The organism is Taishania pollutisoli, from assembly GCF_014518315.1.
GTDB lineage: Bacteria > Bacteroidota > Bacteroidia > Flavobacteriales_D > Crocinitomicaceae > Taishania > Taishania pollutisoli.
In genome coordinates, this window is sequence record NZ_JACVEL010000003.1 from 193802 (window position 1) to 219717 (window position 25916).

Annotated in this window: 26 protein-coding genes; 18 read left to right on the forward strand and 8 right to left on the reverse strand. The window is 42.6% G+C overall.

The window, feature by feature from the left end:
- Positions 1 to 73: 73 nt before the first annotated feature.
- Positions 74 to 2734 carry a T9SS type A sorting domain-containing protein gene (locus tag H9Y05_RS06265; RefSeq protein WP_216713786.1) on the reverse strand — a complete coding sequence of 887 codons (2661 nt, stop codon included), beginning with the start codon at positions 2732 to 2734 and terminating at the stop codon, positions 74 to 76.
- A 533-nt stretch (positions 2735 to 3267) separates the two neighbouring features.
- Here H9Y05_RS06265 and aspS point away from each other — a divergent pair.
- Positions 3268 to 5013 carry an aspartate--tRNA ligase gene (aspS, locus tag H9Y05_RS06270; RefSeq protein ID WP_216713787.1) on the forward strand — a complete coding sequence of 582 codons (1746 nt, stop codon included), beginning with the start codon at positions 3268 to 3270 and terminating at the stop codon, positions 5011 to 5013.
- Positions 5014 to 5238: 225 nt separating this feature from the next.
- Here aspS and H9Y05_RS06275 read toward each other — a convergent pair whose 3' ends face one another.
- The 3 genes from H9Y05_RS06275 to H9Y05_RS06285 form a co-directional block, all read right to left on the reverse strand.
- Positions 5239 to 6477, reverse strand: coding sequence for a PP2C family protein-serine/threonine phosphatase (locus tag H9Y05_RS06275; protein ID WP_216713788.1), 1239 nt, complete (start codon positions 6475 to 6477; stop codon positions 5239 to 5241).
- Positions 6477 to 7403: a UDP-3-O-(3-hydroxymyristoyl)glucosamine N-acyltransferase gene (locus H9Y05_RS06280; protein WP_216713789.1), complete on the reverse strand. Its 927-nt coding sequence runs from the start codon at positions 7401 to 7403 to the stop codon at positions 6477 to 6479. The genes H9Y05_RS06275 and H9Y05_RS06280 overlap by 1 nt, the downstream gene beginning before the upstream one ends.
- A gap of 101 nt (positions 7404 to 7504) precedes the next feature.
- Positions 7505 to 8722, reverse strand: coding sequence for a DUF6051 family protein (locus H9Y05_RS06285; RefSeq protein ID WP_216713897.1), 1218 nt, complete (start codon positions 8720 to 8722; stop codon positions 7505 to 7507).
- Positions 8723 to 8892: 170 nt separating this feature from the next.
- Here H9Y05_RS06285 and H9Y05_RS06290 point away from each other — a divergent pair, with 170 nt between their 5' ends.
- Positions 8893 to 9798 (forward strand): DUF72 domain-containing protein, encoded by a 906-nt coding sequence (locus tag H9Y05_RS06290; RefSeq protein ID WP_216713790.1) that lies wholly within the window; start codon positions 8893 to 8895, stop codon positions 9796 to 9798.
- 5 nt (positions 9799 to 9803) lie between these two features.
- On the opposite strand, the gene H9Y05_RS06295 is transcribed toward H9Y05_RS06290, so the two are convergent.
- Complete coding sequence (locus tag H9Y05_RS06295) at positions 9804 to 10367, reverse strand: uracil-DNA glycosylase family protein (RefSeq protein ID WP_216713791.1); 564 nt, start codon at positions 10365 to 10367, stop codon at positions 9804 to 9806.
- An 11-nt stretch (positions 10368 to 10378) separates the two neighbouring features.
- Positions 10379 to 10930 (reverse strand): DUF1572 family protein, encoded by a 552-nt coding sequence (locus H9Y05_RS06300; protein ID WP_163490162.1) that lies wholly within the window; start codon positions 10928 to 10930, stop codon positions 10379 to 10381.
- Between the two features lie 170 nt (positions 10931 to 11100).
- On the opposite strand from H9Y05_RS06300, the gene H9Y05_RS06305 reads away from it, so the two are divergent.
- From H9Y05_RS06305 to H9Y05_RS06350, 10 genes are all read left to right on the forward strand, one after another.
- On the forward strand, positions 11101 to 11901 hold the full coding sequence (locus tag H9Y05_RS06305; protein ID WP_163490161.1) for a helix-turn-helix domain-containing protein: 801 nt from the start codon (positions 11101 to 11103) through the stop codon (positions 11899 to 11901).
- A 66-nt stretch (positions 11902 to 11967) separates the two neighbouring features.
- Positions 11968 to 12669 (forward strand): transglutaminase-like domain-containing protein, encoded by a 702-nt coding sequence (locus tag H9Y05_RS06310; protein WP_163490160.1) that lies wholly within the window; start codon positions 11968 to 11970, stop codon positions 12667 to 12669.
- Positions 12670 to 13036: 367 nt separating this feature from the next.
- Complete coding sequence (locus H9Y05_RS06315; RefSeq protein ID WP_216713792.1) at positions 13037 to 13531, forward strand: CPBP family intramembrane glutamic endopeptidase; 495 nt, start codon at positions 13037 to 13039, stop codon at positions 13529 to 13531.
- A 94-nt stretch (positions 13532 to 13625) separates the two neighbouring features.
- Entirely contained in the window at positions 13626 to 14015 is a 390-nt protein-coding gene (locus H9Y05_RS06320) for a DUF1398 domain-containing protein (protein WP_163490158.1), read from the forward strand.
- A 78-nt stretch (positions 14016 to 14093) separates the two neighbouring features.
- Positions 14094 to 14600, forward strand: coding sequence for a GNAT family N-acetyltransferase (locus H9Y05_RS06325; protein ID WP_163490157.1), 507 nt, complete (start codon positions 14094 to 14096; stop codon positions 14598 to 14600).
- Between the two features lie 24 nt (positions 14601 to 14624).
- A complete protein-coding gene (locus H9Y05_RS06330; protein ID WP_216713793.1) occupies positions 14625 to 15245 on the forward strand; it encodes a class I SAM-dependent methyltransferase in 621 nt (206 codons plus the stop codon).
- A 274-nt stretch (positions 15246 to 15519) separates the two neighbouring features.
- Positions 15520 to 15840, forward strand: a complete 321-nt coding sequence (locus H9Y05_RS06335; RefSeq protein ID WP_216713794.1) for an ArsR/SmtB family transcription factor — start codon at positions 15520 to 15522, stop codon at positions 15838 to 15840.
- A gap of 12 nt (positions 15841 to 15852) precedes the next feature.
- Positions 15853 to 16356 carry an SRPBCC family protein gene (locus H9Y05_RS06340; RefSeq protein WP_216713795.1) on the forward strand — a complete coding sequence of 168 codons (504 nt, stop codon included), beginning with the start codon at positions 15853 to 15855 and terminating at the stop codon, positions 16354 to 16356.
- Positions 16357 to 16399: 43 nt separating this feature from the next.
- A complete protein-coding gene (locus tag H9Y05_RS06345; RefSeq protein WP_216713796.1) occupies positions 16400 to 16831 on the forward strand; it encodes an SRPBCC domain-containing protein in 432 nt (143 codons plus the stop codon).
- A 14-nt stretch (positions 16832 to 16845) separates the two neighbouring features.
- A complete protein-coding gene (locus H9Y05_RS06350; protein ID WP_216713797.1) occupies positions 16846 to 17397 on the forward strand; it encodes a dihydrofolate reductase family protein in 552 nt (183 codons plus the stop codon).
- Here H9Y05_RS06350 and H9Y05_RS06355 read toward each other — a convergent pair.
- Positions 17394 to 18116, reverse strand: a complete 723-nt coding sequence (locus H9Y05_RS06355) for a LytR/AlgR family response regulator transcription factor (RefSeq protein ID WP_216713798.1) — start codon at positions 18114 to 18116, stop codon at positions 17394 to 17396. The two genes, H9Y05_RS06350 and H9Y05_RS06355, sit on opposite strands and share 4 nt — an antisense overlap.
- 1 nt (position 18117) lies before the next feature.
- A complete protein-coding gene (locus H9Y05_RS06360) occupies positions 18118 to 19167 on the reverse strand; it encodes a sensor histidine kinase (protein ID WP_216713799.1) in 1050 nt (349 codons plus the stop codon).
- Positions 19168 to 19391: 224 nt separating this feature from the next.
- Here H9Y05_RS06360 and H9Y05_RS06365 point away from each other — a divergent pair, with 224 nt between their 5' ends.
- From H9Y05_RS06365 to H9Y05_RS06390, 6 genes are all read left to right on the forward strand, one after another.
- On the forward strand, positions 19392 to 20723 hold the full coding sequence (locus tag H9Y05_RS06365) for a serine hydrolase domain-containing protein (RefSeq protein WP_216713800.1): 1332 nt from the start codon (positions 19392 to 19394) through the stop codon (positions 20721 to 20723).
- 77 nt (positions 20724 to 20800) lie between these two features.
- Positions 20801 to 21463, forward strand: a complete 663-nt coding sequence (locus H9Y05_RS06370; RefSeq protein ID WP_216713801.1) for an NAD-dependent epimerase/dehydratase family protein — start codon at positions 20801 to 20803, stop codon at positions 21461 to 21463.
- 36 nt (positions 21464 to 21499) lie between these two features.
- Complete coding sequence (locus H9Y05_RS06375) at positions 21500 to 22177, forward strand: hypothetical protein (protein ID WP_216713802.1); 678 nt, start codon at positions 21500 to 21502, stop codon at positions 22175 to 22177.
- Between the two features lie 80 nt (positions 22178 to 22257).
- Positions 22258 to 23265 (forward strand): bestrophin family protein, encoded by a 1008-nt coding sequence (locus tag H9Y05_RS06380; RefSeq protein WP_163490146.1) that lies wholly within the window; start codon positions 22258 to 22260, stop codon positions 23263 to 23265.
- Between the two features lie 15 nt (positions 23266 to 23280).
- The gene (locus H9Y05_RS06385) at positions 23281 to 24858 is read left to right on the forward strand and encodes a Na+/H+ antiporter (RefSeq protein ID WP_216713803.1); all 1578 of its coding nucleotides are present in this window, start codon (positions 23281 to 23283) and stop codon (positions 24856 to 24858) included.
- Positions 24859 to 25914 carry an MBL fold metallo-hydrolase gene (locus H9Y05_RS06390; protein WP_216713804.1) on the forward strand — a complete coding sequence of 352 codons (1056 nt, stop codon included), beginning with the start codon at positions 24859 to 24861 and terminating at the stop codon, positions 25912 to 25914.
- Positions 25915 to 25916: the final 2 nt, after the last annotated feature.

The following is a 25916-nucleotide window of genomic DNA, read 5'->3' on the forward strand; positions in this document are numbered from 1 at the left end:
AAATAATAGAAATTGTCCAAAAACAAAAGCTGCTCTATAGTATAAAGCAGCTTTGTCTGTTGTTAAACTTTACCTAAAACTTACCTATTCTGAAATGCTGGTGCTTGTTTACACGTATTGTGTACATACCGGATGGTTGTTCTCTCAAATCAATGAGCAGACTCTTTCCGGAAAGGATTTCACTGTAAACCAGCTCTCCCAATGCAGAATAGACTTCTATAACATGGTTATTCAATTCGAATGATGAAGAAACCGTAAATAGACCGTTAGACGGATTGGGGTAAACACTCCAGTTCTCTTGTTGCAGCGATTCAATTCCAACGGAACTTACAGCGATACAGTCAGAGGTTTCCGTACAATTATTGAATGTGACCCGGACAGCATAATTTCCATTTGCTGTTGGAGTAAACGATTGAGATGTTGCTCCCGGAACAGGGGAATTGCTGTTATCACAATCAATCCATTGGTATGTCGCACCGGATTGATTGGCTGTCAATGAAGTTCCACTTACTATAATAACTGCATTTACCGAATGAATTGTCAGGTTCAATGTGATGGTTGAGTCACAGTTATCCATGTTTGGAATGACATGTGTGTATGTTCCGGAAGCGGTATATGTCTGGTTGTTCGCCGTCCACGTATATTGCTCACATTCCGTCACTGTTGTTGAAGAAGCAGAAGGTTGTTTGATCGTCAGGTTCAGTGTGATGGTTGAATCACAGTTGTCCATGTTTGGAATGACATGTGTGTATGTTCCGGAAGCGGTATATGTCTGGTTGTTCGCCGTCCACGTATATTGCTCACATTCCGTTACTGTTGTTGAAGAAGCTGAAGGTTGTTTGATCGTCAGGTTAAGTGTGATGGTTGAATCACAGTTGTCCATGTTTGGAATGACATGTGTGTATGTTCCGGAAGCGGTATATGTCTGGTTGTTTGCCGTCCATGTATATTGCTCACATTCCGTCACTGTTGTTGAAGAAGCAGAAGGTTGTTTGATCGTCAGGTTCAGTGTGATGGTTGAATCACAGTTGTCCATGTTTGGAATGACATGTGTGTATGTCCCGGAAGCGGTATATGTCTGGTTGTTTGCCGTCCATGTATATTGCTCACATTCCGTCACTGTTGTTGAAGAAGCTGAAGGTTGTCTGATCGTCAGGTTCAGCGTAACGATACTATCACATCCATTGGCAGCACCTCCTGTAATGGTATACGTAGCAGTCATATTATTCGTGTTGTATGTGTTGCCGTCTATCCAGACAAAAGGAGCGCATTCCGAGCGCATATCTGTACTTGTTACAGGATTACATTCGGGTGAAATTTTAAGCGTAAAACAGGCGCGTTCGGAAGTAAATAACGGCATGTTTCCACCACTAAAATCAATGTTCATGTTGTTGGTAAACGTTCCGTTCAGATATAAATCTCCTGTTGCTTTGTGAACACCTACTGCAAAACAAGCGTCAACAGTAATACTTCCGAATCCTATTGCGGAATTAATTGTTCCGTCCGGAAGAAAACTAACAATGTATGCATCTGAACTACCACTATTTGTGAAAATAGCAGGAGAAATGCCCGGATTGAAAGCCGTAGAATCACCTATTGCACCAACCATGTATACATTTCCGTTGTTATCTGTGGTCACAAACGACCCATTGGAAGGATTAGGAGAGTTCGGGTTTTTACCCCACATAAATCCACCGGAAGCATTTAATTTAACAATAAATGCAGCTGTTGCTGTAGTCGTTAAGTTATGAACCGCTGAACTTGGATCTAAGTCTACAGCAGTATTAAAATAACCACAAATCAGGATGTTATCATTTATATCTACAGCGATTTCACGGGGATAAATATTGCCGACAAAGGCTCCAACCGATACAAAATCTCCGCTGTTGGTTAATTTTAATACATATCCGTCTTGTGTACCACCGGCTGTCATATTGTGAACACCTGCCCCCAAATCAAAATCCACAGTGTCTGTAAAATAGCCTGTTATCAGTAGTTCATTCGTAGAGGTATGTGCGATCGATTTTGCAAACGCAGGCAAGTAACGTGCCCATAAAAAGTCTCCGTTCGAATTGAGGCTCACGATGGAGGAATGGTTAAGGCTTGTAGATGTAAAATTGCTTACGCCCGCTCCCGGATCAAGATCAATGGTTCCTACAAATTGACCCAGTAATTGAATGTTTCCATTGTTATCAACGGTCAGCTGACTACCATAGGCACCAAAAACTCCGGTAGCACCCCATTGTTTTACCCACACGAAGTCCCCGGTTGCATTTAGTTTCAACAAAAACTGATCCCGGTAATTGGAACGTTGTGTCAGGTAATGAACACCCGGGCCTAAATCAAAATCGACTGTTCCTGCGAAATTTCCCGAACAGTAAACGTTTTGCTGATTGTCCACAGCAATATTCATTCGGAAAGAAGGAGCGTCATTCATCGGAATTAATTTTCCCCACACAAAATTTCCGGAGGCATCCAGTTTTTGAAGAAACGCGTGAGAACGACTAATATTAAATGGTCCAGTTACATTATATACACCTGGCCCCGGATCCAAGTCCATTATACCATCAAATGTACCAATGGTGTAGACATTTCCGGAATTGTCTACACACATATCCGTTACCCTAAAATCATCCGAAGAAGTGATGGATTTCCCCCAATGCGTTTGATACTGCGCATGGGCCTTAGACAATAAGGCGATGCAACTCGCAACGATAAAAATAATTTTGTTCATAAAGAAATTAAATAATTGATAGATAAAATTTAGTGTTTCACAACGCTGAAGTAGGATTGATTGCCCATGTTGAAACATCCATTCTACTTGAGAATTTTGTGAAAACGTTTTGGTAATAGTGATTCATATGTCTATTGTTTAATTAACAGTAAAATTATACTTCCCGCTTTACAAAGGAAAGCCTATTTTAATCAGGTGAAAACACCAATGCGATGTGTTTCATCTTACATTACAGGGCGCAAAAATAAACAGTTAATACACGGTTTAAATAACCGACCCCCCTCTTTTTATCGGTTGGTTGAAAATCGAGTACACTTGGTAAAGCCTTTTTATCAGGCAATAAAACCGGTGCTGAAGAAATGAGAAAAAAAGACTACGATTAGAGGCGTCTTTTCAAAAACAATGGCATCAAATACTATGGTTCGACACCCTGTTCGAAGTAACCCTTATTTACAATGCTTTTTAAACCATCCTTTTCCAATTGCTAAATCTTCTCAATCTTATTTTTACCTTTGCAACAAATAGAAAATACCATGTACAGAACACATACGTGCGGCGAATTGCGCATCGAACACATTGGACAAACGGTTACCCTCTCCGGATGGGTACAAAAATCAAGAGATTTAGGAGGAATGACCTTTGTTGATTTGCGGGATCGTTACGGAATTACACAGTTGGCATTCAACGAAGTTGAAAATGCGGATTTGACAGCACAAGCACGCAAGTTAGGACGTGAGTTTGTGATTCAGGTGACGGGAGAAGTGATCGAACGGGCAAGTAAGAACAAAAATATTCCTACGGGAGAAGTTGAGCTAAAAGTAACAGGATTAACGCTGTTGAATGCATCCAAACTTCCTCCGTTTACCATCGAAGATGAGACGGACGGTGGTGATGAACTGAGAATGCAATACCGCTACCTGGACATCAGAAGAAACCCGGTGCTGCAGAAATTGACATTGCGCAATAAGGTTGCACTGGAAACCAGAAAATACCTGGATGCCCAGGGGTTCATGGATGTGGAAACACCTGTTTTGATTAAATCTACTCCGGAAGGAGCCCGCGACTTTGTTGTACCGAGCCGCATGAACGAAGGACAGTTTTATGCATTGCCACAATCCCCGCAAACATTTAAGCAATTGTTGATGGTATCGGGAATTGATCGGTATTACCAGATTGTAAAGTGTTTCCGGGATGAAGATTTACGCGCAGATCGTCAACCGGAATTTACGCAAATCGACTGTGAGATGTCATTCGTAGAGCAGGAAGACATTCTCAACACGTTTGAAGGATTGGTAAAACACTTATTCAAAACCGTTCGTGGAGTTGAATTTGAAGGGGAATTCCCTCGAATGACGTATGAACAAGCAATGGAAACATACGGGTCGGACAAACCGGATATTCGTTTTGGAATGGAATTCGTGGATTTGTCAGGTATTGCAAAAGGAAAAGGGTTTCCGGTGTTTGATAATGCTGAAACCATTTTGACCATCAATGCCAAAGACTGCTCAGAATACACCAGAAAGCAATTGGATGCACTGACGGATTGGGTAAAGCGCCCTCAAATTGGAGCGACCGGGTTGATTTATGTAAAATTCAATAGCGACGGAACAATTAAATCATCGGTAGATAAATTCTTTTCGGAAGCGGATTTAGCCGAATGGGGAAAATTAGCCGGAGCAGAAAAAGGTGATTTATTACTCGTTCTTTGCGGAGGAACGGACAAAGTGCGTAAGCAGATGAATGAACTGCGTCTGCACATGGGGAATGAACTGGGATTGAGAAACCCGAACGTGTTTAAACCTCTGTGGGTATTGGATTTCCCGTTGTTGGAATGGGATGAGAATGCACAACGTTATTTTGCAATGCACCACCCGTTTACATCTCCGAAGAAAGAAGATTTCCACCTGATTACTACCAATCCCGGAAAAATTCGTGCAAATGCATACGATTTGGCAATGAACGGAGTGGAATTAGGAGGAGGCTCCATTCGTATTCATGATAGAGAATTACAGTCTCAGATGTTTGATTTATTAGGATTTACAAAAGAAGAAGCACAAAACCAATTCGGATTCCTGATGAATGCGTTTGAATACGGAGCTCCGCCACACGGAGGACTTGCATTCGGATTAGATCGCCTGGTGGCGACAATGGGCGGGTCCGATTCGATTCGCGATTACATTGCATTCCCTAAAAACAATTCAGGAAGAGATGTGATGATCGATGCACCGTCACCGATTAACCCGGATCAATTAAAAGAATTAGGTATTTCAATCGGATAATTGGAAAGATATAATTGATAAGGAAACACTGGCAACTGTCAGTGTTTTTCTTTTTATAACCACATAGAAAATAAAAGAGGGAATACAACACTTTAACCAGATCATCAGCAATCAACCCAGCTGACGGAGTTAGCTGCTATGTGTCACTAAATCTACTACAAACATTTTCTATGCACCTATATAACCTATGTGGTTCAAAAACAGGCTTGCAGTTGAAATAAATGATTAAAAAAACCGGCAGGCAAATACCGCCGTGTCATCAACAAGCGGTAATTCTCCCCGCCATTCATCCAGTTTTGAGAAAATCAGGTTGTTCATGTCTTCCATACTTAGCGGATAAAAGGAATGTACTGTTTTAATGAGTCGTTCCAGCCCGAATTGCGTTTCCTCTCTGTTTTCAAGCTCTACAACGCCGTCTGTATAGGAAATAAGGGTTGTATTGGGCTTTAAGGTAACTTCTCCGATATTAATAAAAGGCAATTCATCCAGCATTCCCAAACCAATTGTTCCCTCTTTGAGCATGGTCACCTCTTTCCCGGTTGTAAGAATCGGGTGATTGTGTCCCGCATTGACATACTTCAATAACCGCGTTTCTGCATTGAAATGCGCGATAAAAAAGGTAATAAATTTTTCTCCTTTGGCACTTTCCATGACTTTTTCGTTCAATTCCGTCACCAGGAACTCCAGGTCATACCGTTGATATATGAACAAGGTTCGAAGTGTTGCCTGAAAATTCGCCATCAACATTGCCGCCCCGATTCCTTTTCCGGAAACATCACCGATACACATGATGAATTCATTGTTTCCAAGTGGTATAAAATCATAATAATCACCTCCTACTTCGTGACGTGGAATATACTTGGCGGAAATGTCCATTTGCTTGTTGGAGGGCAGATCGGAAGGGAAGAGCAGTTTCTGCATTTCACTCGCCACTTCCAGCTCTTTTTTGATGCGCTCCTGGATTACCCGTTGCTTGGCCATTAGTTTATTCTCAATAGCAACGACGATGATATTGGTTAACGTTTGGATAAATCCAAGGTTGTTGTGCGTATCTTCCTGGTAAAAATCAATGGGTGTGTTGACCTTCAGCAATAGGTACGCCAGGGGCATTTCTTTGTGGAAAACCGGTACAACAATATCAAATGTCCGGAGCACTTCCGAAGAAGAGGATGCAATGAAGGTAATTTCCCGGAACCGTGCCAGTTCTTGCTGGACATCAATGTCCAGCAATTTTCCCCGCACCCCTTTCTTGATCAGTAAATCCCATTGATTTTCGTCCTGTCGCGTAAACAGGATAAACCGGGAAAACCCCAGTTGTTCTTTCAGGATAAACGAATAAATCTCCCGCAGCCGGTCTACCCCGGAATTTGCATTAATGGCCGTCGTAATCTCAAGAAGGGAGTTGAGCTTAAACTCCTTCTGAAACAACTGTATTTCCAGGTCATTTATTCGTTTGTCGTACATTACATGCGTTCCAATAATTCAGGTAATCGCCTCAATGCGGCCAATTCCCGGAACTTTAATTTTACTTCACCACACGGACTTCCAAAGTAGGTTTTTCCTCCCTCCAGGCTTTTTGCAATTCCCGATTGGGCCAATACAATTGCTCCCTCGCCGATGACAATGTCCGAAGCACAACCCACCTGCCCCCAAAGAATTACACGGTCTTCCACCGTGACACATCCTGCTAAACCAACATTCGCAGCAAGCAGACAGTTTTTTCCGATCACCGTGTCGTGACCAATGTGTACAATGTTGTCGATTTTTGTCCCTTCACCAATCTCGGTATTTCCCGAAACACCGGCATCAATGGTACAGTTTGCGCCAATTTCCACGCGATCGTGAATTTCCACCCATCCGCAGGTATGCATTCTGTCGTAACCTTCCGGTTTTCGCTTGTAATAAAACGCATTGTGGCCGATGGTGGTGTTCGGTCCGATGATCACATGGTCACCAATAATTGTACGGTCCATGATCACAGCTCCCGGAAGAATACGGGAGTTCTTACCGATACGTACATTGTTGCCGATAAATACATTCGGATAAATTACAGCAGAAGGGTCGATCACCGTATTGATTCCAACTGTTTCAGATTGGTCAATAACAGGACAAAAATGCCGTGTAAGGCGGTTGTAATCATCAAACGGAGCAGTAGAGATGATCAATGCCTTTCCTTCCGGACATTCTACTTCCTTATCGATCAGAATCGTTGTCGCTGCACTTTTTAATGCTTTATCGTAATACTTCGGATGGTCGACAAATACCAGGTCGCCATGTGTAACCTTGTGAATTTCATTGATTCCGGTCACCGGGTGATTTTCATCTCCCGAAAAGGTGCAATTAATCAATCCGGCAATCTCTTTTACGGTATATGTCTTGTCCAATCTCATAAAATGGTGTTGTTTATACACAAAAATAGAATGAAATGATACGCCCTGAAAGCGGGTGGAACAATGTTATCCCCTATTGATTGTTGATAGGAGACATGCTCTTACTTACTCAAAAACACCGAAACAGATTGTGTAAATACAGCAAAAGACCGGTCGACTTCGACAGCGTGTTTGGTGGCGAGGGGAAACGGAACCATATGTGAATAGGGATGTGAAAAATCTTCAATCTGCACATCGACAAGGATGTCCCGGTATCCTCCTTTTAATGTGTTGAGTGCTTCGATGGGTGGTGTTACCCGGTCTTGCTTCAACACCAGCGATTTAATCTGATGTTGTAATTCTTTGATCCGGTTTTCACGGTCTTCCTGGTAGAAATTATAGCGCAGCATGGTTTTAAACCAACTTTCGTTTTTGTGTTCACTACTGTTTTGGTAATGCGCCAGACGTGCATCATTGGAAAAATCAGTACTCAATAGTTCGGTAAATGACTTCTGCATGGCAATTGCTGCCCGGGAATCCATAATGTACCTGGAAATAGGATACATTCTGTCGATGGTCATTCCTCCGCAAAAACAAAATAATTTGGAATTGGAAAAAATTCCTTTCGGATTGGCCATCAGTAAAATCATGGACAAAAATGATCCGATGGAATACCCGAACAAGTCAAAGGAAGCATGGGAGGAGATGCCGCCTACGTTCCCTTTTCGAATTGCATAAACCAAACGGATTACATCGCAGTAGGTTTGTAAACCTGACCAGAAGATCCGTTGCGGGTTTTCTTCCAGACGGGAGCTGATGGCAGCATTCACGTATGAACAGTCGGAATTATCAATGTAATCGTTTTTTCGTTTTTGGGCAACGGTATACATTTCATTTCGGAGACTCCACACTTCCGGAGCTCTGTCCATGTGAAATCCGATCGGGAAAAGCACAACCGCTTTTTTCGTTTGCCGGGCTATTTCACACGCCCAGGGCAGGTATTTGTCCCACTTTTTTTCATTCAACCCGTGAAACATGATGACTATACCTGTTGCTTGTTCAACAGAAATATCCTGAACGATGTGGTATTGAAACTGCTTGTTGCATTCAATGTTAAAATCAGATGTTTCAAGGAGTGTTTTACCTTTAACGGTGGCTTCTTCAAAATAGATCTGATGTTCTTTGCAATACAGCAAATTGCTTCCGGGAAGAAAGTACTTGGCATCTTCGGAAGTAAAATCAGCATGTGTAATGGAAATGTTTAGTTCAGGAATGTTTTTCTGCGTTCCGGGAAGTTCAAATGAATGCTTCAATAATTGGTGTAACTGGTAATAATGCATGGTAGTGTTTTCAATTGTTGGAAAATGAATACTGTTTAGTCTGTTGTTGTGTAAATCACCTTCTTCTACAACGTTAAAATCATTCAAATAGTATGTGGTGTGACAGAAAAAGCCGCCTTTCAATTTCGGGAAGTTTTTACTTTCTTTGTAGGTAATAGGAGGCAAAAAGTATGAAATTCGGAAAAGTTGAGAATCCTGGCGAAGTAGATTTTACCTTCCCTGCAGATAACCCGGAGACAAAACGGGTATTGAGCCACTATCGGAATGAAGCACCGTTTGAAGTCTATGTGGGGTGTGCCAAGTGGAATAAAACCGACCTCAAAGGGTTTTACCCGAAGGGAATTAAAGATGAATTGACCTACTATTCCCGCCAGTTCAACAGCATCGAACTTAATGCCACGTTTTACAAAATGCCGGATTGGAAACAGGTGATCACCTGGAAAAATAAAACCCCCGAAGGATTTAAGTTTTTTCCGAAAGTGACCGACCTCATTACACATTACCGACGCCTGATTAATGTACAGGAACCGGTAGAAAATTTTTGTGATGCGGTCAGTAATTTTGAGGAAAAGCTGGGAATGGCATTCATGCAGCTACATGAGAATTTTCACCCGAAGGATTTTGAACGCTTACGGGGGGTACTGGAGAATTTCCCCAAAGCAATACCCCTGACGGTAGAAGTGCGGAATGAAGTCTGGTTTTCAGATCCGGAAACACTGCAAAAATTTTGCTCCCTGTTGGAAGAACAAGGGATGACAAATACCATTGTCGATACGGCTGGAAGAAGAGACATGTTGCACATGCGGTTGACCAGCCCGACAGCATTTATCCGTTATGTAGGAGCGAATCATCCATCCGACAAACAGCGACTGGATGACTGGGTCGAACGAATCAAACAATGGCGGGAACAGGGGTTGCAGCAATTGTACTTTTTCGTTCACCAGAATGTGGAACTGGAGTCTCCTTTACTGGCAGCATATTTTATCCGGCGCTTGAACAACGAACTGGGGCTTTCATTGCACGTTCCGCAAAAACCGGGAGAAGAAAGTGAAAGCGATCAGATGTCGCTGTTTTGATTGTGTTATCCTTTGGAGGGGATAAAGGGGGAGGACTTATGCAATGAACCGTTAAAAAATGCATCCCATTCAACCTGCTTTGCAGCAGTATATCCCCGTGCAGGAGTGATGAGGTAGTGAAAACAGATACCATGTTCGTGGCAATACGACTCAATTTCCTGTAACCGCTTGCGGATGTGCGGGATTCCGGAGAAGCTTTTCCGGGTAACACACACCTTTTCCAGATCCGGTAATTCCTGAAGTTGCCCGATCACATCGGTCCATTCCACAACACACCCGTCAATGTAATCGTCGCGGTAATCATCCGGTTTTTCTACTTCTACAGCTGTGATAACGTCTGTAAACTCAATCTTGTACCGGTGCATGAACTGTTCCTTTTCCTCTTTCCCCTTTTTTTTCAGCGAAGAATGCCCGAATGCTCCCGGAAGTAATGTCCACAAGTGGTTTTGTACCCTTCCGTAAAAGAAGTCCGCTGTATTTTCCGGAGTTTCAGGATTGAACGTTCCCACAAGTACAATGCGTGCCGTTTTAGAAAGCAGACGATGAGCGAAGCGGTGATGAATGAGCATACGACCAAGTATTATAAATCCTCCGTGAAATGTCTTCTGTCTTTGTCCTGTGAAAATTTCCGATTGTTGTAATCAGCTGATTGATTCCGGGCAATGGACAAGGTTTTCCAGTGCTCATTCTGCAACATTTTGGCAATGAGTACCAACTGACCAATGTGATAGGGATAATGTGCCAGTTGACGGTTAATTGCCTCTGTAACGGTATGTCCGTCGTTGCGGATATAGACAATTTGTTCCAGGTCTTCTTTTTTCAATTGATTCAATGCGTTCATCAGGCAACTCCATCCTGTGTTCCAACGCTCCATTAATTCACCCTTGTTGTGGAACGGGTTCACAAATTCTGCATCCCGGTTGCGCCAGGGCTTTTCACCGTCCGTTGTCAGGAAATCAGTGAACCGGGACAGCATATTGCCGGTAATGTGGTTAACCAGGATCGCAATGCTGTTGCTTTCACTGTTGTATTGCCAGAATAATTGTTCTTCCTGTAGCTGGTCCATGGCTTTTTCTCCCAGCATCTTGTAGTACAGGAATTGTTTTTTTACACTTTCGAGGTAATCTTCCATACTAATTGGTTTTAACGTGTTTAACAATCCTACGACTGTTTTTCAGCAATCTCTTCAGAGCTTAGCCCGGATGTTGGGGGCTGTTCTTACAAAGAACGGAAAAAATACCGAACGGAAACAGATGCAGATTTTTCCTTTTTGATGAATACAGTTTGTTTAGGTGTCATAAAATGTTCTATTTTCGTCAACAGGTCTTATTCGGATCATTTTACCGGGCAATCAATTATATGTTTCACAATAAACTGTACATCGAAAACAATTGGGGAGTGTTTGTCGGGCAACTGAATGATAACAAGTTGCACAAACATTATGCACTGCAAATCAGTGTTGCTTCTGAATCATCCCTGTTGATAACAGACGCCACAGGCACCGAAAACACGTATGTTTCCAGTTGGATTAACAGCAATGTACCACATCGGTTTTACTGCGAAAAACCAACTCTTATTGTGCTTATTAACCCAGCAAGCATGATTGGTCACCATTTGTTGAATGACTATGGAACAACGGAGATCACTTGCCTGAAAAAAGAGCTGAATAACACTCTGCACCAGGCATTTGATGATTACCTTTTGTCACAGGATGCATTCACAGTATTTGTTCGGAGGTTAAAATCCTATCTTCAGGGGTATCAATGCGACTGCGAATCGGCAATTCACTTTGGAGACGATCGGATTTACAAGTCCGTTCAGTACCTCGAAGACAATTTTGACCGCGTTGTATCGTTAGAGGAAATAGCTGATGTTTGCCACCTTTCACAAACCAGGTTTCTACATTTGTTCAAAGAGAAAACCCGGTTAAATTTCAGACGTTATCAGCTGTGGAACCGGTTGGTAAAATCACTTTCGTATCTGAAAGAACATTCCATCACGGAAACAGCCCATCAATTTGGTTTCACGGATAGTTCTCATTATACACGAACATTTACAGAAACCTTCGGGCTTTCCCCAAAAATTCTTACAAGCCTAAAATAGCCGGTTTATACAAGTTTGCTACCACAGTACTACTCATCTTTGTTCCAAATAATAACACATTATAAAATGAACAAGTACCTGAAAGAAACACGGATACTGGATTATTCAAATCCATTGATTCAACAACTTGTACATGAACGACAATGGAACCTTCCCGCACCGGTTGACCGCATAAAAGCGGTGTATAATTTTGTCCGCGATGAAATTCAATTCGGTTATAATCGTGCGGATGATATTTCTGCATCCGAAGTGCTGAAAGACGGCTATGGACAATGCAATACAAAAGCAACATTGCTCATGGCACTTTTAAGAGCGGCGGGAGTTCCCAACCGAATTCATGGATTTACAATTAACAAGGAATTGCAGAAAGGAGCGATTACCGGGATCTGGTACTTGCTTTCTCCAAAAAACATCCTGCACAGCTGGGTAGAAGTGCTGGTAAACGATCAATGGTACTTTCTGGAAGGAGTGATTCTTGACAGCGCGTATCTGACTCGCTTGCAGGATAGAAACAACGAATGTAAGACCACATTTTGCGGTTATGGGGTGTATACGGACAACTTTAAAAATCCACCTGTAGACTGGAATATGAACAACACATTTATCCAGGACAAAGGAATCAATCAGGATTTTGGTGTATTTGATACGCCGGATGCATTCTATGCACAACATCAACAAGAACTCAGCCCGTTGAAGAAATGGATGTTCAGAAATATTGTACGGCATAAGATGAATAAAAATGTAGCAAGAATAAGGAAGGGGTATTGATTGCCTGCCAATGATATTGTTGCCATGCCGTTTCATGCAAAAGACTTTTTTTATTCAATGTTTTTATATCTTAGCACACAACTGCAGGAATCATTTTTCGGTAAAAAACCGGCAAGTGATAAAAACCAGGAAATTAAACTCGCTAACAGGATACAATTATGAATCTAACGAAACAGGTAAAGGAAATAAATTGGTTGAGAATCGTTTTGTTTTATGGAATCGTGCTCGGAGGAACTTTTTTAGCCCGAAAACTTCCCAACGTGTTAAATCTGCTGTTAGAAAAGATTACCGACATCCGTTTTCATTTAATTTCAACCACGGATTAGTCACATTAATTGTGGCGTTGCTGTTTTATCAATTCAGCGGTGTGAAACAGTCCATTACACTGTTAGGTGACAAAGGAATAAAAAGTCTTTTGTTTCCGGCTGTCTTGTTTGTGTGCTATGGCATATACGGAATGGGCAACGATTATGAAGTAAACCGCCACCTGTGGGCATTATTGTTTTGTGCTTTCGCCCTTGTTTACAATATCATGGAAGAGTACGCATGGAGAGGTTACCTGATTGATAGCCTGGGAAAGCTGAACGTTGTTTTTAAAAGCATTCTTTCAGGAGTTTTCTGGAGCGTCTGGCACCTTCTGGTGTTCAACAATTTTGATCAGTACGGAGGCTTCTGGATTTTCTTCGCGTTCTGCATTGTTTTTTCCTTTTTACTGACACTGGCTGTTTTCCGGACAAAATCAATCCTCGTTGCCGCGACGATTCATGCATTTATCATCCAGATCAATCTTGCCGCATTGATGTGTGTGATCCTCTTTGTCCTGCTATTGTTGACATGGAACAAACAATGGGTTAGAAAGTAACCATTAAGGGAAAAAATGAGTGGATACACATGCATAAATTGATTTCTCAGATGTATCTTTACCGGATCGTTTGACACTAAAAATCAACGGAATCATGTTTACCATCGAACAAATACAGGAGGCCCATAGCAAGGTAAAATCAGGAGCAGATTTCCCTGCATACATCCAGGAATTCAAAACATTGGGTGTGACCCGTTATGAAACATATGTAACGGACGGACATACGGACTATTTCGGAGAAAAGGGATATACAGCAATTGCCCCGGCGAAATATGCAGCATTGAATATTGCGGAAATGTCGGACATGAACCAATTCACCAATGATCTCAAAGCACACCAGCAGGGAAAAACAGACTATCCGACATTTTGTAGGGACGCAGCAAATGCTGGTGTTGAAAAATGGCTGGTGTGTATGGATGAAATGACTTGTACGTATGTTGACAAAGGAGGAACCCTTCTGTTGATGGAGGTTATTCCCCGGTAAAACAGGAAATAAACAAGGTAACAATGCAGGTGAGACGGAAAAGGATTGTTATTTTTATCGGACATTGTATAATAAAAGATGCAGTTAAGAAAAGCAACAATAACGGAAGTCCCGGTAATCTGGGAAATTCTTCAGTATGCCATTGCGCAGCGAAAAGCAGACGGCAGTCAGCAATGGCAGGATGGATACCCCAATGAAAACAGTATTCGTAACGACATATACAATGGATCTGCTTATGTACTGGAAGATAATGGTACCATTTTGCTCTACGCCGCGGTTATATTCGACAAAGAACCGGCGTATGAGAACATTGAAGGAAAATGGCTGACTGAAGGAGATTACATGGTGCTGCACCGGGTAGCTGCTTCACCGCTTGCGAAAGGAAAGGGAATTGCAACACAATTCTTTCAAATAATAGAAGATCTGTGTGTACAAAATAATGTGTTCAGCATCAAAATAGATACCAACTTTGACAATGTTCCGATGTTGAAAATCATTGATCGGCTGGGCTATACCTATTGTGGTGAAGTGTATTTTCGCGGCAGTGCACGCAAGGCATTTGAAAAAGTATTGTCCGGTAAATAATTTTTAAGAAAAACAGATCAGGAAATGGAACACATCGAACGAAAAAAGCACTGGGAAACAATCTACCAAACGAAAGCATTAAGTGAGGTGAGTTGGTACCAGCCAACCCCTGTGACGTCATTGGATTTTTTTCAGCAACTGGAGATTCCACTGACGGCAAAAATCATTGATATTGGAGGAGGAGATAGCTTTTTAGTCGACCACCTGCTCGAACTGGGATACCGGAATGTTTCGGTGCTCGATATTTCTGAAACAGCCATTGAACGGGCCAAACAGCGATTGGGAGAAAGAGCAAAGGATGTAAAATGGATCGTTTCCGATGTTGCTGATTTTCAACCGGAAATAACTTACGATTGTTGGCACGACCGCGCAGCATTTCACTTTCTGACCAAAGATGCTGAGGTTGAAAAATACATCCAGACAGCTTCAACGGCAATCACGCCAGATGGAGTAATGATCATAGGCTCCTTTTCGGAGCAAGGACCTAAAAAATGTAGCGGAATTGACATCCGGCAATATTCTGAAACGACGATGACCAGGCTGTTTAGCAGCTACTTTCAGAAAATAACATGCATCACAACAGACCACTCTACACCATTTAATACGACGCAAAATTTTGTGTTTTGCAGTTTTCAGAAGCGGTAAGACAAGAACCACTGTGGGGTCAGAGAATTTCCCATTTTTAAATCTCATACAAATAAGTAAAGCTGAAGTCCCCGGAGGAGTGATTACCGGCTGTTATTCCGTTTTAAAATGATCCGGTAGAAAAAAGGGACAGCATGACATTGATTACGAGGGCCTTTTACAAAACAATTAGAATGATGTAAAGGGATAAAAAAATAGGAGAAAAATTTGCGAAACCGAAAAGTTGCGCATATATTTGCAATCAAACGGATTCACATTTTAATTGTTGACAAACATGAGAAGAGATATTTTTCAAGCCATAGCAGATCCGACGAGAAGAGCAATCATTGCACTCATCGCCATGCAGGCAATGACACCCAATGCGATTGCAGCACATTTTGATACAACCCGGCAGGCGGTTTCCAAACACCTGCGGATTCTTTCTGAATGTGAATTAATTGATCAGCAACAGAACGGCAGAGAGATTTATTACCAGCTCAAAATCGACAAGATCAAAGAAATTGATCAGTGGTTGGAACCGTTCCGCAAACTATGGGAAGATCGTTTTGAGAACCTGGATAGGTACCTGGCAAACATTCAAAAGAATAAAAACTAAAAACCAAATACAATGAAATCAAGTCTGTTATTTTCGTTTTCCGTCGATAAGGAAAACAATACGATTTACGTGAAACGTGCGTTCAATGCCGGTCTCCAATTGGTGTGGGACGCCTGGACCAAAGCAGAAATCCTCGATCAATGGTGGGCACCGAAACCGTACCGGGCTGAAACCAAATCGTTGGATTTCCGGGTAGGTGGAACCTGGTTGTATGCAATGGTCAGTCCTGAAAATGAAAAACATTGGGCAAAAGCGGATTATACGGCAATTCAACCGAATCAATCCATTTCCTGGGTGGATGCATTCTGTGATGAAAACGGAGTGGAAAGCCCTGGTAAACCCCGCTCTGTGTGGGAGAATCAATTCACGGAAGATACCGGCATAACGACCGTCAGTATAACACTGAAACACGACAGCCTTGCCGACCTGGAATTGATGATCGAAATGGGATTCAAAGAAGGATTCACAATGGGACTGCAAAACCTGGAGGACTTACTGAATCAATCCCGCAAATAAATAAAGAATACAGCTTTTTTGTATTTTAGACCATAAAAAAGCCATGAAAATACCTGATAAACCTGTCGGATTGACAAAAGATGCCGGGTGGCAGTTCGGATTGCGAAAAACGGTTCCGTATTCGCTGGAAGCGGTGTGGGATTTCCTGTTTTCAGCAGAAGGATTAAAACACTGGTTGGGAGCATTGGAGGAGGAGTTGGAAATCAAAAAACCGTTCAAAACCAACGAAGGTGTGGAAGGCATGATCCGCCTCCTGACGCCGTATTCGCATGTTCGGATGAGTTGGAAGAAGAACGGATGGGAGAATATATCAACCGTTCAGGTGCGGGTTTTGAATAACGGGGAAAAGACAACCATCAGTTTTCACCACGAAAAGCTGTTGAATGAACAGCAAAGGGAAGAAGTTCAAGAGTATTGGAATGAAAAAATGACTGCATTGGAAACAGCACTTGCGAAGACTTTTGAGCCTAAATAGACACAAAAAACAGCGTGAAAAAAGTAATTTTAGATCTGGCAGTAACCCTGGATGGGTTCATTGAAGGACCAAACGGAGAAATTGATTGGTGCATCCTGGATGATGACATGGATTTTGAAGGCTTTTTGGCCGGAATTGATACCATTTTCTATGGAAGAGTGAGCTATGAAGCATGGGGGAAATTTCGTCCCGATTCGGATGCAACACCTGAAGAACAGGCATTTTGGAATGCGATTCACTCCAAAAAGAAATATGTTTTTTCCCGTCAAAACCGGCGGGAAAACGATGTGACGTTTATTTCTTCAGAACTCGTCAGTACGGTTAATGAATTAAAACAGCAACCCGGAAAAGATATCTGGCTCTATGGAGGAGCAGGTCTCATTACCACTTTTATTCAGGAAGGGTTGATTGATACCTACCGGATTTCTGTACATCCTACTGTTTTGGGGAGTGGCAAACCTTTGTTTGAAAACCTGAAAAATCGTATTTCCTTAAAACTGGTCGGCACAAATGTGTTCCGGTCAGGAGTTGTGCAGTTGATATATGCGTCCGGACATTCTGTTTAAATTACCTTCAGTTTTTCATACACATGTTCCCGGTAATTGAGCCCGATCGGGATACTTTTACCGTTGGTGAGTGTGATCAGATGGTGTTCCAGGTACTTGATCTTGCGCAGGTTGATAAAAAAGGATTTGTGTACCCGGATAATCTGATCGATGTGTCGCAGGCTTTCTTCCATTCCGTTCAATGTGCCGTGTACGATGATGCGTTCGGTTTCCGTGTACAGGCAAATATAATTGCGCATTCCTTCGATGTACAAAACGTTATCGGGATCAATTTTAATAAGTTTCTTGTCACTTTTTACAAAAAAACTCTTGTCCTGCTGTTCTTCAACGGCTTGCACAGGTTGTTCATGAACCATCAAAAACTGTTGTGCTTTCTGTATGGCTTTTGAGAAACGTTCCAATGATATAGGTTTCAGCAAATAATCCAGTGCACTCTGGTCAAACGCATCCAGTGCGTATTGATGATAAGCCGTTGTGTAGATGATTGCCGGAGGATGATGAAACATATTGACAAAATCTGTTCCGCTGATTTCAGGCATTTTGATATCCAGGAAGATGAGGTCAATGGTTTTGTCTTTGTTGAGAAAACTGATGAGTTCAAATACATTGTTGCACACCCCCGCTAATTCCAGCACATCAAACTTTGCAATGTGGTGGAGCAGGACTTCCTGAGCAAGTTTCTCATCGTCAACAACCAGGCATCTTATTTTTTTATTCATCTCAGAGTTCAATTAACAGGGTCACTTGATGGATTCCTTCTTGTTGTTTTATATTCAGTTGATGACGCGAAGGGTAGAGTAATTCCAGTCGTTTCCGGATGTTTTGAATTCCGATCCCACCCACTTTTGACGTTTTGGCTACTTTGAACGTGTTTTCACAGGTAAAAATAAGCCGATTTTCTTCTTTGTGAAGTGATGCGTGGATGTAGGAATGATCAATTGTTGAATCCACCCCGTGTTTGAATGCATTTTCAATCAGCGGCAGTAGCAGCATCGGAGCCATCTTTGCATCAGCAATGCCACTGTGCCGGAAAGAAATATCAGTCGTATCGGGAATCCTTATTTTTTCAATGGCGATGTAGGTCTCAATGATAGCTACCTCTTCCGGAACCGGGACTTCTCGTTCCTGCGCTTCATACAACGAATAACGCAAAATATCAGATAATTGTAAAATCACATCCGGAGTTTTGTCGGATTTACTGAGCGATAGCGCGTATAAACTATTCAACACATTGAATAAAAAATGCGGACTGATCTGTGATTTCAACAGGTTGAGTTCAGCAATCGCCTGTTCGTTCTGAATGTATTTTTCAGTTTTCAGTTTTACTAAAAACTCCTGGATGACATAACCGACCAACAGGGTTATCAGAATAATGATCATGGCAGGAAGTGCATCAAAATAGTACTGATAATTTGTCAATGCTGAAGGAGCCGAAGAAGTAATCCCCAGCGGAGTGAATTCGGTGAGTTCTTGTGTGGCATAACGGATTTGCAACCAATGCAGGTACTGTCCTAAAATAAGCAAGGAGATCAGGAAAACAACCACAATCGAACCGACGTAGATTCCGGCCTTTTTATTCCGGCGCAAACGGGGTAATAATCCGAAATTATTGATCCAACCGGGAACAAACAGCAAGGTGTTATACAGCAAAACATGCCCGATGGCAACCTCGCTGCCGTGATTGTTGGTAATCGCTGCCCAGAAAATTAAACCCAGATAAAGCACATTCAAAAAAAGCCTTACCAGGTGATAGCTGCTTATCGCTTTCATGCTAAACCGGATTGGAATCGTAAAGTTAGTGATTCTTGTGCGCGCTCCCGTTTTTTTACACCAACATACTAAAATCAGGGACGAATGTGATTCGGTTGCTCTGAAAATTGTTGGTCCCCGGATTCCGCCGGTACGTCAAAAAAGCAAAAATCCATTGCTGTAACCGGGTTTACTTTGCAACATCGTTCAGGCAATCATGCCGCATTTATTTAAAATCATTGATTATGAAATTTACACGTATTGGTTCATTAATCTGCTTTTCTCTGACCATATTCACCGCATCGGCACAAGATCTTCACATTGCTAAAGTAGATAGCCTTGTTAGCCTCATCGAGGAGAATAACAGAAGTGTCGGCTCGCTGGTTATCTGGAAAAACGGAGAGGAAGTGTACAACCGGGATTTTGGCCAGGATAAAATTCCGGAACAGCAACACGATCAGCAGACCAAGTATAAAATAGGATCGATTACAAAAACCTATACCGCTGTTTTGATCTTTCAACTGGTAGAAAATGGTCGTTTGTCGCTGGATGATAAACTGGGGAAGTTCTTTCCGGAAATGCCGGGTGCCAAGGAAATTACCATCCGTCAGATGCTGAACCACACAAGCGGGTTGGGTGATTATACATGGAAAAAAAGTAACCCGGACTGGCTCCACAAAAAAGTAACGGAGCAGCAAATTTTAAAGGAAATCAAACGCCAGGGACTCGTTTCTAAACCGGGAGAAAAAGAAGAATACTCTAATTCAGCCTACTACTTACTTGCAAAAATTTCGGAGCAGGTGTACAACACGGATTACGGAACACTCATCCGCAAACAGATTTGCGAACCGCTTGGATTGAAAAATACCACATCCTTGTTGACAAACCCGGGGAATGTTTATGAATCCTTTGAATACAACGGAGAAGGAAAATGGGTGGAAACGGAAGATTTCTATTTTCCCAATACAAAAGGAGCGGGAGACATCGTGGTAACACCGGAAGATATGCTGCAATTTATCAATGCATTATTTCACTATCAACTATTGAAAAAAGAAACCGTAGAATTGATGAAACCATTGGTTGAGCAAGATGAATATTTCGGAAGAGGACTCATGCAGATTCCGATGAGAACACAACTGTTGCTCGGACATGGTGGTGATACAAAAGGGACACACTCATTGTTGGGTTACAACGAAAAGGACAGTGTTTCAATCGCGCTTTTAATTAACGGACAACGGTATACCCGGAATCAATTCTTGTTGGGGGTATTGAGTTGCATGTACGAAGAGCCGTTTGATTTTCCGGAGTTTAATCAGGTAGTGGTATCAGCAGCGGAATTGGATCAATACGTTGGTGTATACAGCTCTCCGGAGTTGCCGATTAAAATTACGGTCAGTCATCAAAAAGAACAACTGTACCTCCAGGGAACAGGGCAGCCGGCAATTCCAATGGAAGCATACGACAACCGCAAATTTCAATTCGAAAGAGCGGGTGTGAAGGTTGAATTTGTGCCGGAAACAAATACGATGCATTTTCAGCAGGGAGGAATTAAAATAGAAATGAAGAAAGAAAAGTAAGTGTGCAGACGTAGTGTAACCCACAATTATTCTCAACAATGAAAAGTAGGTTGCGGTAAAAACAGTACTTTCAACACATGAAATTGAAGGTCATTATTACCGGAGCAACAGGAATGGTGGGGGAAGGCGTTTTACAGGAATGCATCGCCAATCCGAAAGTGGAAAAAATCGTACTCATCAACCGGAAGCCGTGTGGTTATACTCACCCCAAAGTGGAAGAAATACTACACGGCAATTTCCATGATATAACGCCCATAGCAACGCAGCTCTCAGGATGTGATGCCTGTTATTTTTGTCTGGGGGTTTCCTCGATCGGGATGAATGAACCGGATTACACGAACGTAACCTATGACCTGACCTTGGATTTTGCGAAAACACTGGCGGAAAGCAACCCGCAATTAACATTTTGTTACGTTTCAGGAATCGGAACAGACAGTACGGAAAAAGGGCGACAGATGTGGGCGCGGGTAAAAGGAAAAACAGAGAATGATTTGCTGAAACTCCCTTTCAAAGCCGTGTATAATTTTCGTCCGGCAGCACTGAAACCGACCAAAGGTGCACGCAATATAAAAGGGATCTACAAAGTAATCAATGTACTCTTTCCACTCTTCCGGTTGTTTAGTAACACCTATTTCCTGAAGCTCGAAGAATTGGCCAAAGCCATGATCCATGTATCCGAAAAAGGATATGAAAAACCGACGCTTGAAGTCCGCGATATTGCAAAACTGGCACGGTTGTGATAGAATGAATGAACGCAATAGTCGAAACAAGACACAATGGGAGTAGATTTAACAGGAATTATTGGTCATTCTCTTTCGAAAGAAGAAATTCTGGCGTTGCCCGGACAAATTGATCAGTGGGAAGAGGTGCATCGTTTTTTTGCTTCCTATAGCGGTGATTCGTATAGTCAGGCAAAATGGGATGGTTACATGGATGAAGAACAGTTGGAATTGATCTGGCGTTCTTTCGAAAGCCCGGAAATGGATCAAACGTCAACGAGTAAATTAATGAACGTTGATAGTGTAATTGATTGTACATTCGGCACATTGGCTATTTATAGAAAAACACTACTGATTACACACCGGAATCACAAGTACAGTAACCTCCGAAACCCGGATACCGCAAAGAATATACTTATCCTAAACCGACTTATTGCTAAGCGATTCAACCAGCAAGAGATTATTTACTGTGCGGATTCAGGCTATCCCACACAATCGATTGAACATACGGCTCTTTTCGGAGCGGATTTTGCAGAAATAAAAGCACATGCTTTTACCCATTTTGGAATTCCACCGCTTGGGCTTGAAGAAGCGCGAAAGTACATGTTTTTCATTGATCGGACAGATGCGGAACCAGGTGAAATGACTGTGTGGGAGGGAGAGAGTCCATACTGGCGGTATAATGAAGAAGCAGGTGATTACCAGTTGATAAGAATCCCGGATGAAAAAGAATAACCCAACACATCAATTTTTAAGACAACCTATTCCCTCTCAGCTATTATTTAATAAATTAGCCGGATAATAGCAACAAAAACATGCACACTGGAAGACGATACACCCCGCTTGAATTTTTTAAATGGACCATGAGGGATACGCTCTGGCTGCTGTTGATCTCTATTGTCCCTACCGTGTTGTTTGCAGCAGGATGTGAATTTGTTGCACTGCCCTGGCAGCCTGTAGCAGTGCTGGGTACAGCGTTGGCATTTATTGTCGGATTTAAAAACAATGCCAGTTACGGACGGATCTGGGAAGCGCGCCAGATTTACGGGGCCATCATCAACGACAGCAGAAGCTTTGGCTATACCCTTCGGGATGCATTGGGAGAACAGCATACGGAGACTACACGGAAGCTATTTTACCGTCATTTTGCCTGGCTCACAGCCTTACGGTTTCAATTGCGGGAGCCCCGGAGCTGGGAAAATATGCAACGAACAAGCAATCTGGAATTTTTGAAAGGAAGGTACCATGTTGCTGAATGGGAAACAAAACTGGAAGATGAACTCCGCAAGTACCTTTCAGAAGAAGAGTTGAATTACATCCTTTCCAAAAAGAACAAGGCGACACAATTAACAGCATTGCAGTCGGAAACGTTGGCAACCTTGCGGAAAGATGGAATCATCAATGACTTTCAATGGAAGGAATTGCAAGACGGAATTATCAAATTTACAGACGATCAGGGAAAAGCCGAACGCATTAAAAACTTTCCGTACCCGCGGAACTTTGCTTCGGTTACTACTTACCTGATGTTTTTATTCATTATCCTGCTCCCGTTCGGACTCCTGCGCGAATACAGCAAACTGGGAGAAGACACGTTTCTGGAAGGATACAGTATTTGGTTAAACATCCCGTTTTCTGTGCTGGTATCCTGGGCTTTTCATGTCCTTGACAGCGTTGGAGAGAGTTCCGTCAACCCGTTTGAGGGGAGCGCGAACGACATTCCCATTACCCAGATCAGCCGCACCATTGAAATTGATCTGCGGGACATGCTGAATGAAACAGATCTTCCGGAACCGATTACACCGAAAAATAACATTGTGTTATAACCATTTTTTACACCCATGCTTGAACATTTCCCCTTTTATTTGTCCCTGATCATTGTGATTGTCCTGCTGATTATGCTGGCCAACAAGATCAAAGTAGCGTATCCTGTTTTACTGGTGCTCGGAGGACTGGTCATCTGCCTGATACCCGGAACACCCGCGTTAAAAATTGACCCGGAACTAATCTTTATTATTTTCCTGCCGCCATTGCTGTATGAAGCAGCCTGGTCCAATTCCTGGAAAGAACTCTGGCACTGGAGAAGGATTATCAGCAGTTTTGCCTTTGTCGTGGTATTCCTGACGGCAATTTCCGTTGCATTGGTTGCCAATTCGTTTATCCCCGGATTTTCGCTTGCCCTGGGTTTTTTGCTCGGCGGAATTGTTTCTCCACCGGATGCCGTGAGTGCTGCTGCCATTCTTCGCTTCGTGAAAGTTCCCAAACGGATGTCTTCTATTCTGGAAGGTGAAAGCTTACTCAATGATGCTTCTTCACTGATTATTTTCCGCTTCGCGATGCTTGCAGTAGCTACCGGTCAGTTTGTCTGGTACGAGGCTTCCCTGACTTTCCTGTGGATGGTTGCAGGTGGTGTGATCATTGGTTTGGTAACAGGATTTATTTTCATCAAAGCACACAAGCGACTACCAACGGATGTAAACATGGATATCATTCTCACGCTTGTAGCTCCGTATGTGATGTACATGCTGGCAGAAGAAATGCATGCTTCTGGTGTCCTGGCAGTTGTTAGCGGCGGGTTGTTTGTATCGTATCACCGGCACAAATTTCTCACAAGTTCGTCCCGTCTGCGCGCGGAAAATGTCTGGCAAAGCTTTGTATTTCTGTTGAATGGTTTGGTATTTATGCTCATCGGACTGGATCTACCTGAAATTGTGGCCGGTTTGCACGAAGAAGGGATTGATATTTACCAGGCTACAGGATACGGACTCCTCATTACGCTTGTGTTGGTTGTCGGGAGAATGCTGGCGGCTTACGGGGCATTGATCGCTACAAAAATTGCAAGTTATTTCATCACCGTTGCCGACAGTAATCCGGGGATGAAAGCACCACTGGTTCTTGGTTGGACAGGTATGCGCGGTGTCGTTTCACTGGCAGCGGCCTTGTCGATCCCTGTCGCATTGGAGGACGGAACACCTTTCCCGCAGCGCAACATGATTCTCTACATTACCTTTATTGTCATCCTGGTGACACTGGTGGTGCAGGGATTGACGCTTCCCCTTTTGATTAAAAAAATAAAGATCGCAGATTTCAATGACCATTTGCCGGAAGAAGAAACGGAAATCTTGTTGCGCGAAGAACTGGCGAAAGGATCATTGGAGTACCTGAAAATGCATCATCCGGATCAACTGGAGAAGAATGTCTACATTCAAAAAATGGCCCATCGCTGGGAACATCATGTACATTCGGAAGAAGATCGGATTCTTTCCCGGGAAACCAAGCAACTCTACATCACTATTCTGGAACAGCAGCGACAGATTCTCATCAAAAAGAACAAAGATGAAAAACGCATTGATGAAGAGATTATTCGTAAATTTCTGCACAAGATTGACCTGGAAGAAGAAAAATTAAAACACAAATAAATGGGGTTTGTAAAAAAATTCGGGAAGTATCCTGATGCAAAACGGGAGACACATTTTCAAACTCTTTCCAATTACCGACAGCATAAGTTTCAGAATCCCATCCCCACGCCACCATTGGCGGAAGGAGTAAATATGTTGAAGATTCTCTGGAAATTTTTCCGAAAACAACCCGACACAGCTCCGCAACAACCCATCCCACATATTGTTACAGATTTGAAAAACCTGGATTCGGCTGAAAATGTGTTGGTCTGGTTCGGACACAGCTCCTATTTTATCCAGGCAGACGGTCGTCGTTTTCTGATTGATCCCGTTTTTAGCGGGAATGCATCTCCGGTTCCCGGGTCAGTAAAAGCATTTCCCGGAGCAGATGACTACAAAGTAGAAGATCTGCCGGATATAGATGTCTTGCTCATTTCACATGATCATTGGGATCACCTGGATTATCCCACCATTCAACAGTTGAAAAATAAAATAGGTAGCGTTATTTGTGCCCTGGGTGTTGCCCGTCATTTTGAATATTGGGGTTGGAAGCAGGATAAATTAATTGAAAAAAACTGGTACGAACACGTAGATCTGGGAGCCGGTTTTTCAGTAACGCTGACACCCGCCCGTCATTTTTCCGGTCGCCTGTTTAAACGAAATGCATCGTTGTGGACTTCTTTTGTACTCAAAACCCCGACAAAGAAGCTATTTTTGGGGGGAGACAGCGGATACAGCCCGCATTTTAAAGCTATCGGAGAACAATTCGGACCGTTTGACCTGGCCGTGTTGGAGTGCGGTCAGTACAATTCACAATGGCCTTACATTCACTCGTTCCCGGAAGATTTACTGATTGAAGCAACAGACCTGAATACCCGTCATTTTATACCGGTACATCATTCCAAGTTCAAGTTGTCGAACCACCCGTGGTATGAGCCGTTGCAACGAGTAACGAATGCAGCAGAAAAAGAGAACAAATCCGTTACAACGCCGAAGATAGGAGAAAAAGTAAACCTGGATCAACTGGATAAGAGCTGGGAAAAGTGGTGGGAAGCACTCATTAATTTAAAAGAATAAGT

Excerpts from the sequence above, each read along its gene's own strand:
- H9Y05_RS06380 (WP_163490146.1), top strand. The coding sequence starts at position 22,258 with ATGCACACTGGAAGACGATACACCCCGCTTGAATTTTTTAAATGGACC.
- H9Y05_RS06365 (WP_216713800.1), top strand. The coding sequence starts at position 19,392 with ATGAAATTTACACGTATTGGTTCATTAATCTGCTTTTCTCTGACCATA.
- aspS (WP_216713787.1), top strand. The coding sequence starts at position 3,268 with ATGTACAGAACACATACGTGCGGCGAATTGCGCATCGAACACATTGGA.
- H9Y05_RS06345 (WP_216713796.1), top strand. The coding sequence starts at position 16,400 with ATGAAAATACCTGATAAACCTGTCGGATTGACAAAAGATGCCGGGTGG.
- H9Y05_RS06300 (WP_163490162.1), bottom strand. The coding sequence starts at position 10,930 with ATGGAAGATTACCTCGAAAGTGTAAAAAAACAATTCCTGTACTACAAG.
- H9Y05_RS06390 (WP_216713804.1), top strand. The coding sequence starts at position 24,859 with ATGGGGTTTGTAAAAAAATTCGGGAAGTATCCTGATGCAAAACGGGAG.
- H9Y05_RS06320 (WP_163490158.1), top strand. The coding sequence starts at position 13,626 with ATGTTTACCATCGAACAAATACAGGAGGCCCATAGCAAGGTAAAATCA.
- H9Y05_RS06310 (WP_163490160.1), top strand. The coding sequence starts at position 11,968 with ATGAACAAGTACCTGAAAGAAACACGGATACTGGATTATTCAAATCCA.
- H9Y05_RS06285 (WP_216713897.1), bottom strand. The coding sequence starts at position 8,722 with ATGCATTATTACCAGTTACACCAATTATTGAAGCATTCATTTGAACTT.
- H9Y05_RS06290 (WP_216713790.1), top strand. The coding sequence starts at position 8,893 with ATGAAATTCGGAAAAGTTGAGAATCCTGGCGAAGTAGATTTTACCTTC.
- H9Y05_RS06340 (WP_216713795.1), top strand. The coding sequence starts at position 15,853 with ATGAAATCAAGTCTGTTATTTTCGTTTTCCGTCGATAAGGAAAACAAT.
- H9Y05_RS06370 (WP_216713801.1), top strand. The coding sequence starts at position 20,801 with ATGAAATTGAAGGTCATTATTACCGGAGCAACAGGAATGGTGGGGGAA.
- H9Y05_RS06375 (WP_216713802.1), top strand. The coding sequence starts at position 21,500 with ATGGGAGTAGATTTAACAGGAATTATTGGTCATTCTCTTTCGAAAGAA.
- H9Y05_RS06335 (WP_216713794.1), top strand. The coding sequence starts at position 15,520 with ATGAGAAGAGATATTTTTCAAGCCATAGCAGATCCGACGAGAAGAGCA.
- H9Y05_RS06330 (WP_216713793.1), top strand. The coding sequence starts at position 14,625 with ATGGAACACATCGAACGAAAAAAGCACTGGGAAACAATCTACCAAACG.
- H9Y05_RS06355 (WP_216713798.1), bottom strand. The coding sequence starts at position 18,116 with ATGAATAAAAAAATAAGATGCCTGGTTGTTGACGATGAGAAACTTGCT.
- H9Y05_RS06385 (WP_216713803.1), top strand. The coding sequence starts at position 23,281 with ATGCTTGAACATTTCCCCTTTTATTTGTCCCTGATCATTGTGATTGTC.
- H9Y05_RS06325 (WP_163490157.1), top strand. The coding sequence starts at position 14,094 with ATGCAGTTAAGAAAAGCAACAATAACGGAAGTCCCGGTAATCTGGGAA.
- H9Y05_RS06360 (WP_216713799.1), bottom strand. The coding sequence starts at position 19,167 with ATGAAAGCGATAAGCAGCTATCACCTGGTAAGGCTTTTTTTGAATGTG.
- H9Y05_RS06265 (WP_216713786.1), bottom strand. The coding sequence starts at position 2,734 with ATGAACAAAATTATTTTTATCGTTGCGAGTTGCATCGCCTTATTGTCT.
- H9Y05_RS06295 (WP_216713791.1), bottom strand. The coding sequence starts at position 10,367 with ATGCTCATTCATCACCGCTTCGCTCATCGTCTGCTTTCTAAAACGGCA.
- H9Y05_RS06275 (WP_216713788.1), bottom strand. The coding sequence starts at position 6,477 with ATGTACGACAAACGAATAAATGACCTGGAAATACAGTTGTTTCAGAAG.
- H9Y05_RS06305 (WP_163490161.1), top strand. The coding sequence starts at position 11,101 with ATGTTCTATTTTCGTCAACAGGTCTTATTCGGATCATTTTACCGGGCA.
- H9Y05_RS06280 (WP_216713789.1), bottom strand. The coding sequence starts at position 7,403 with ATGAGATTGGACAAGACATATACCGTAAAAGAGATTGCCGGATTGATT.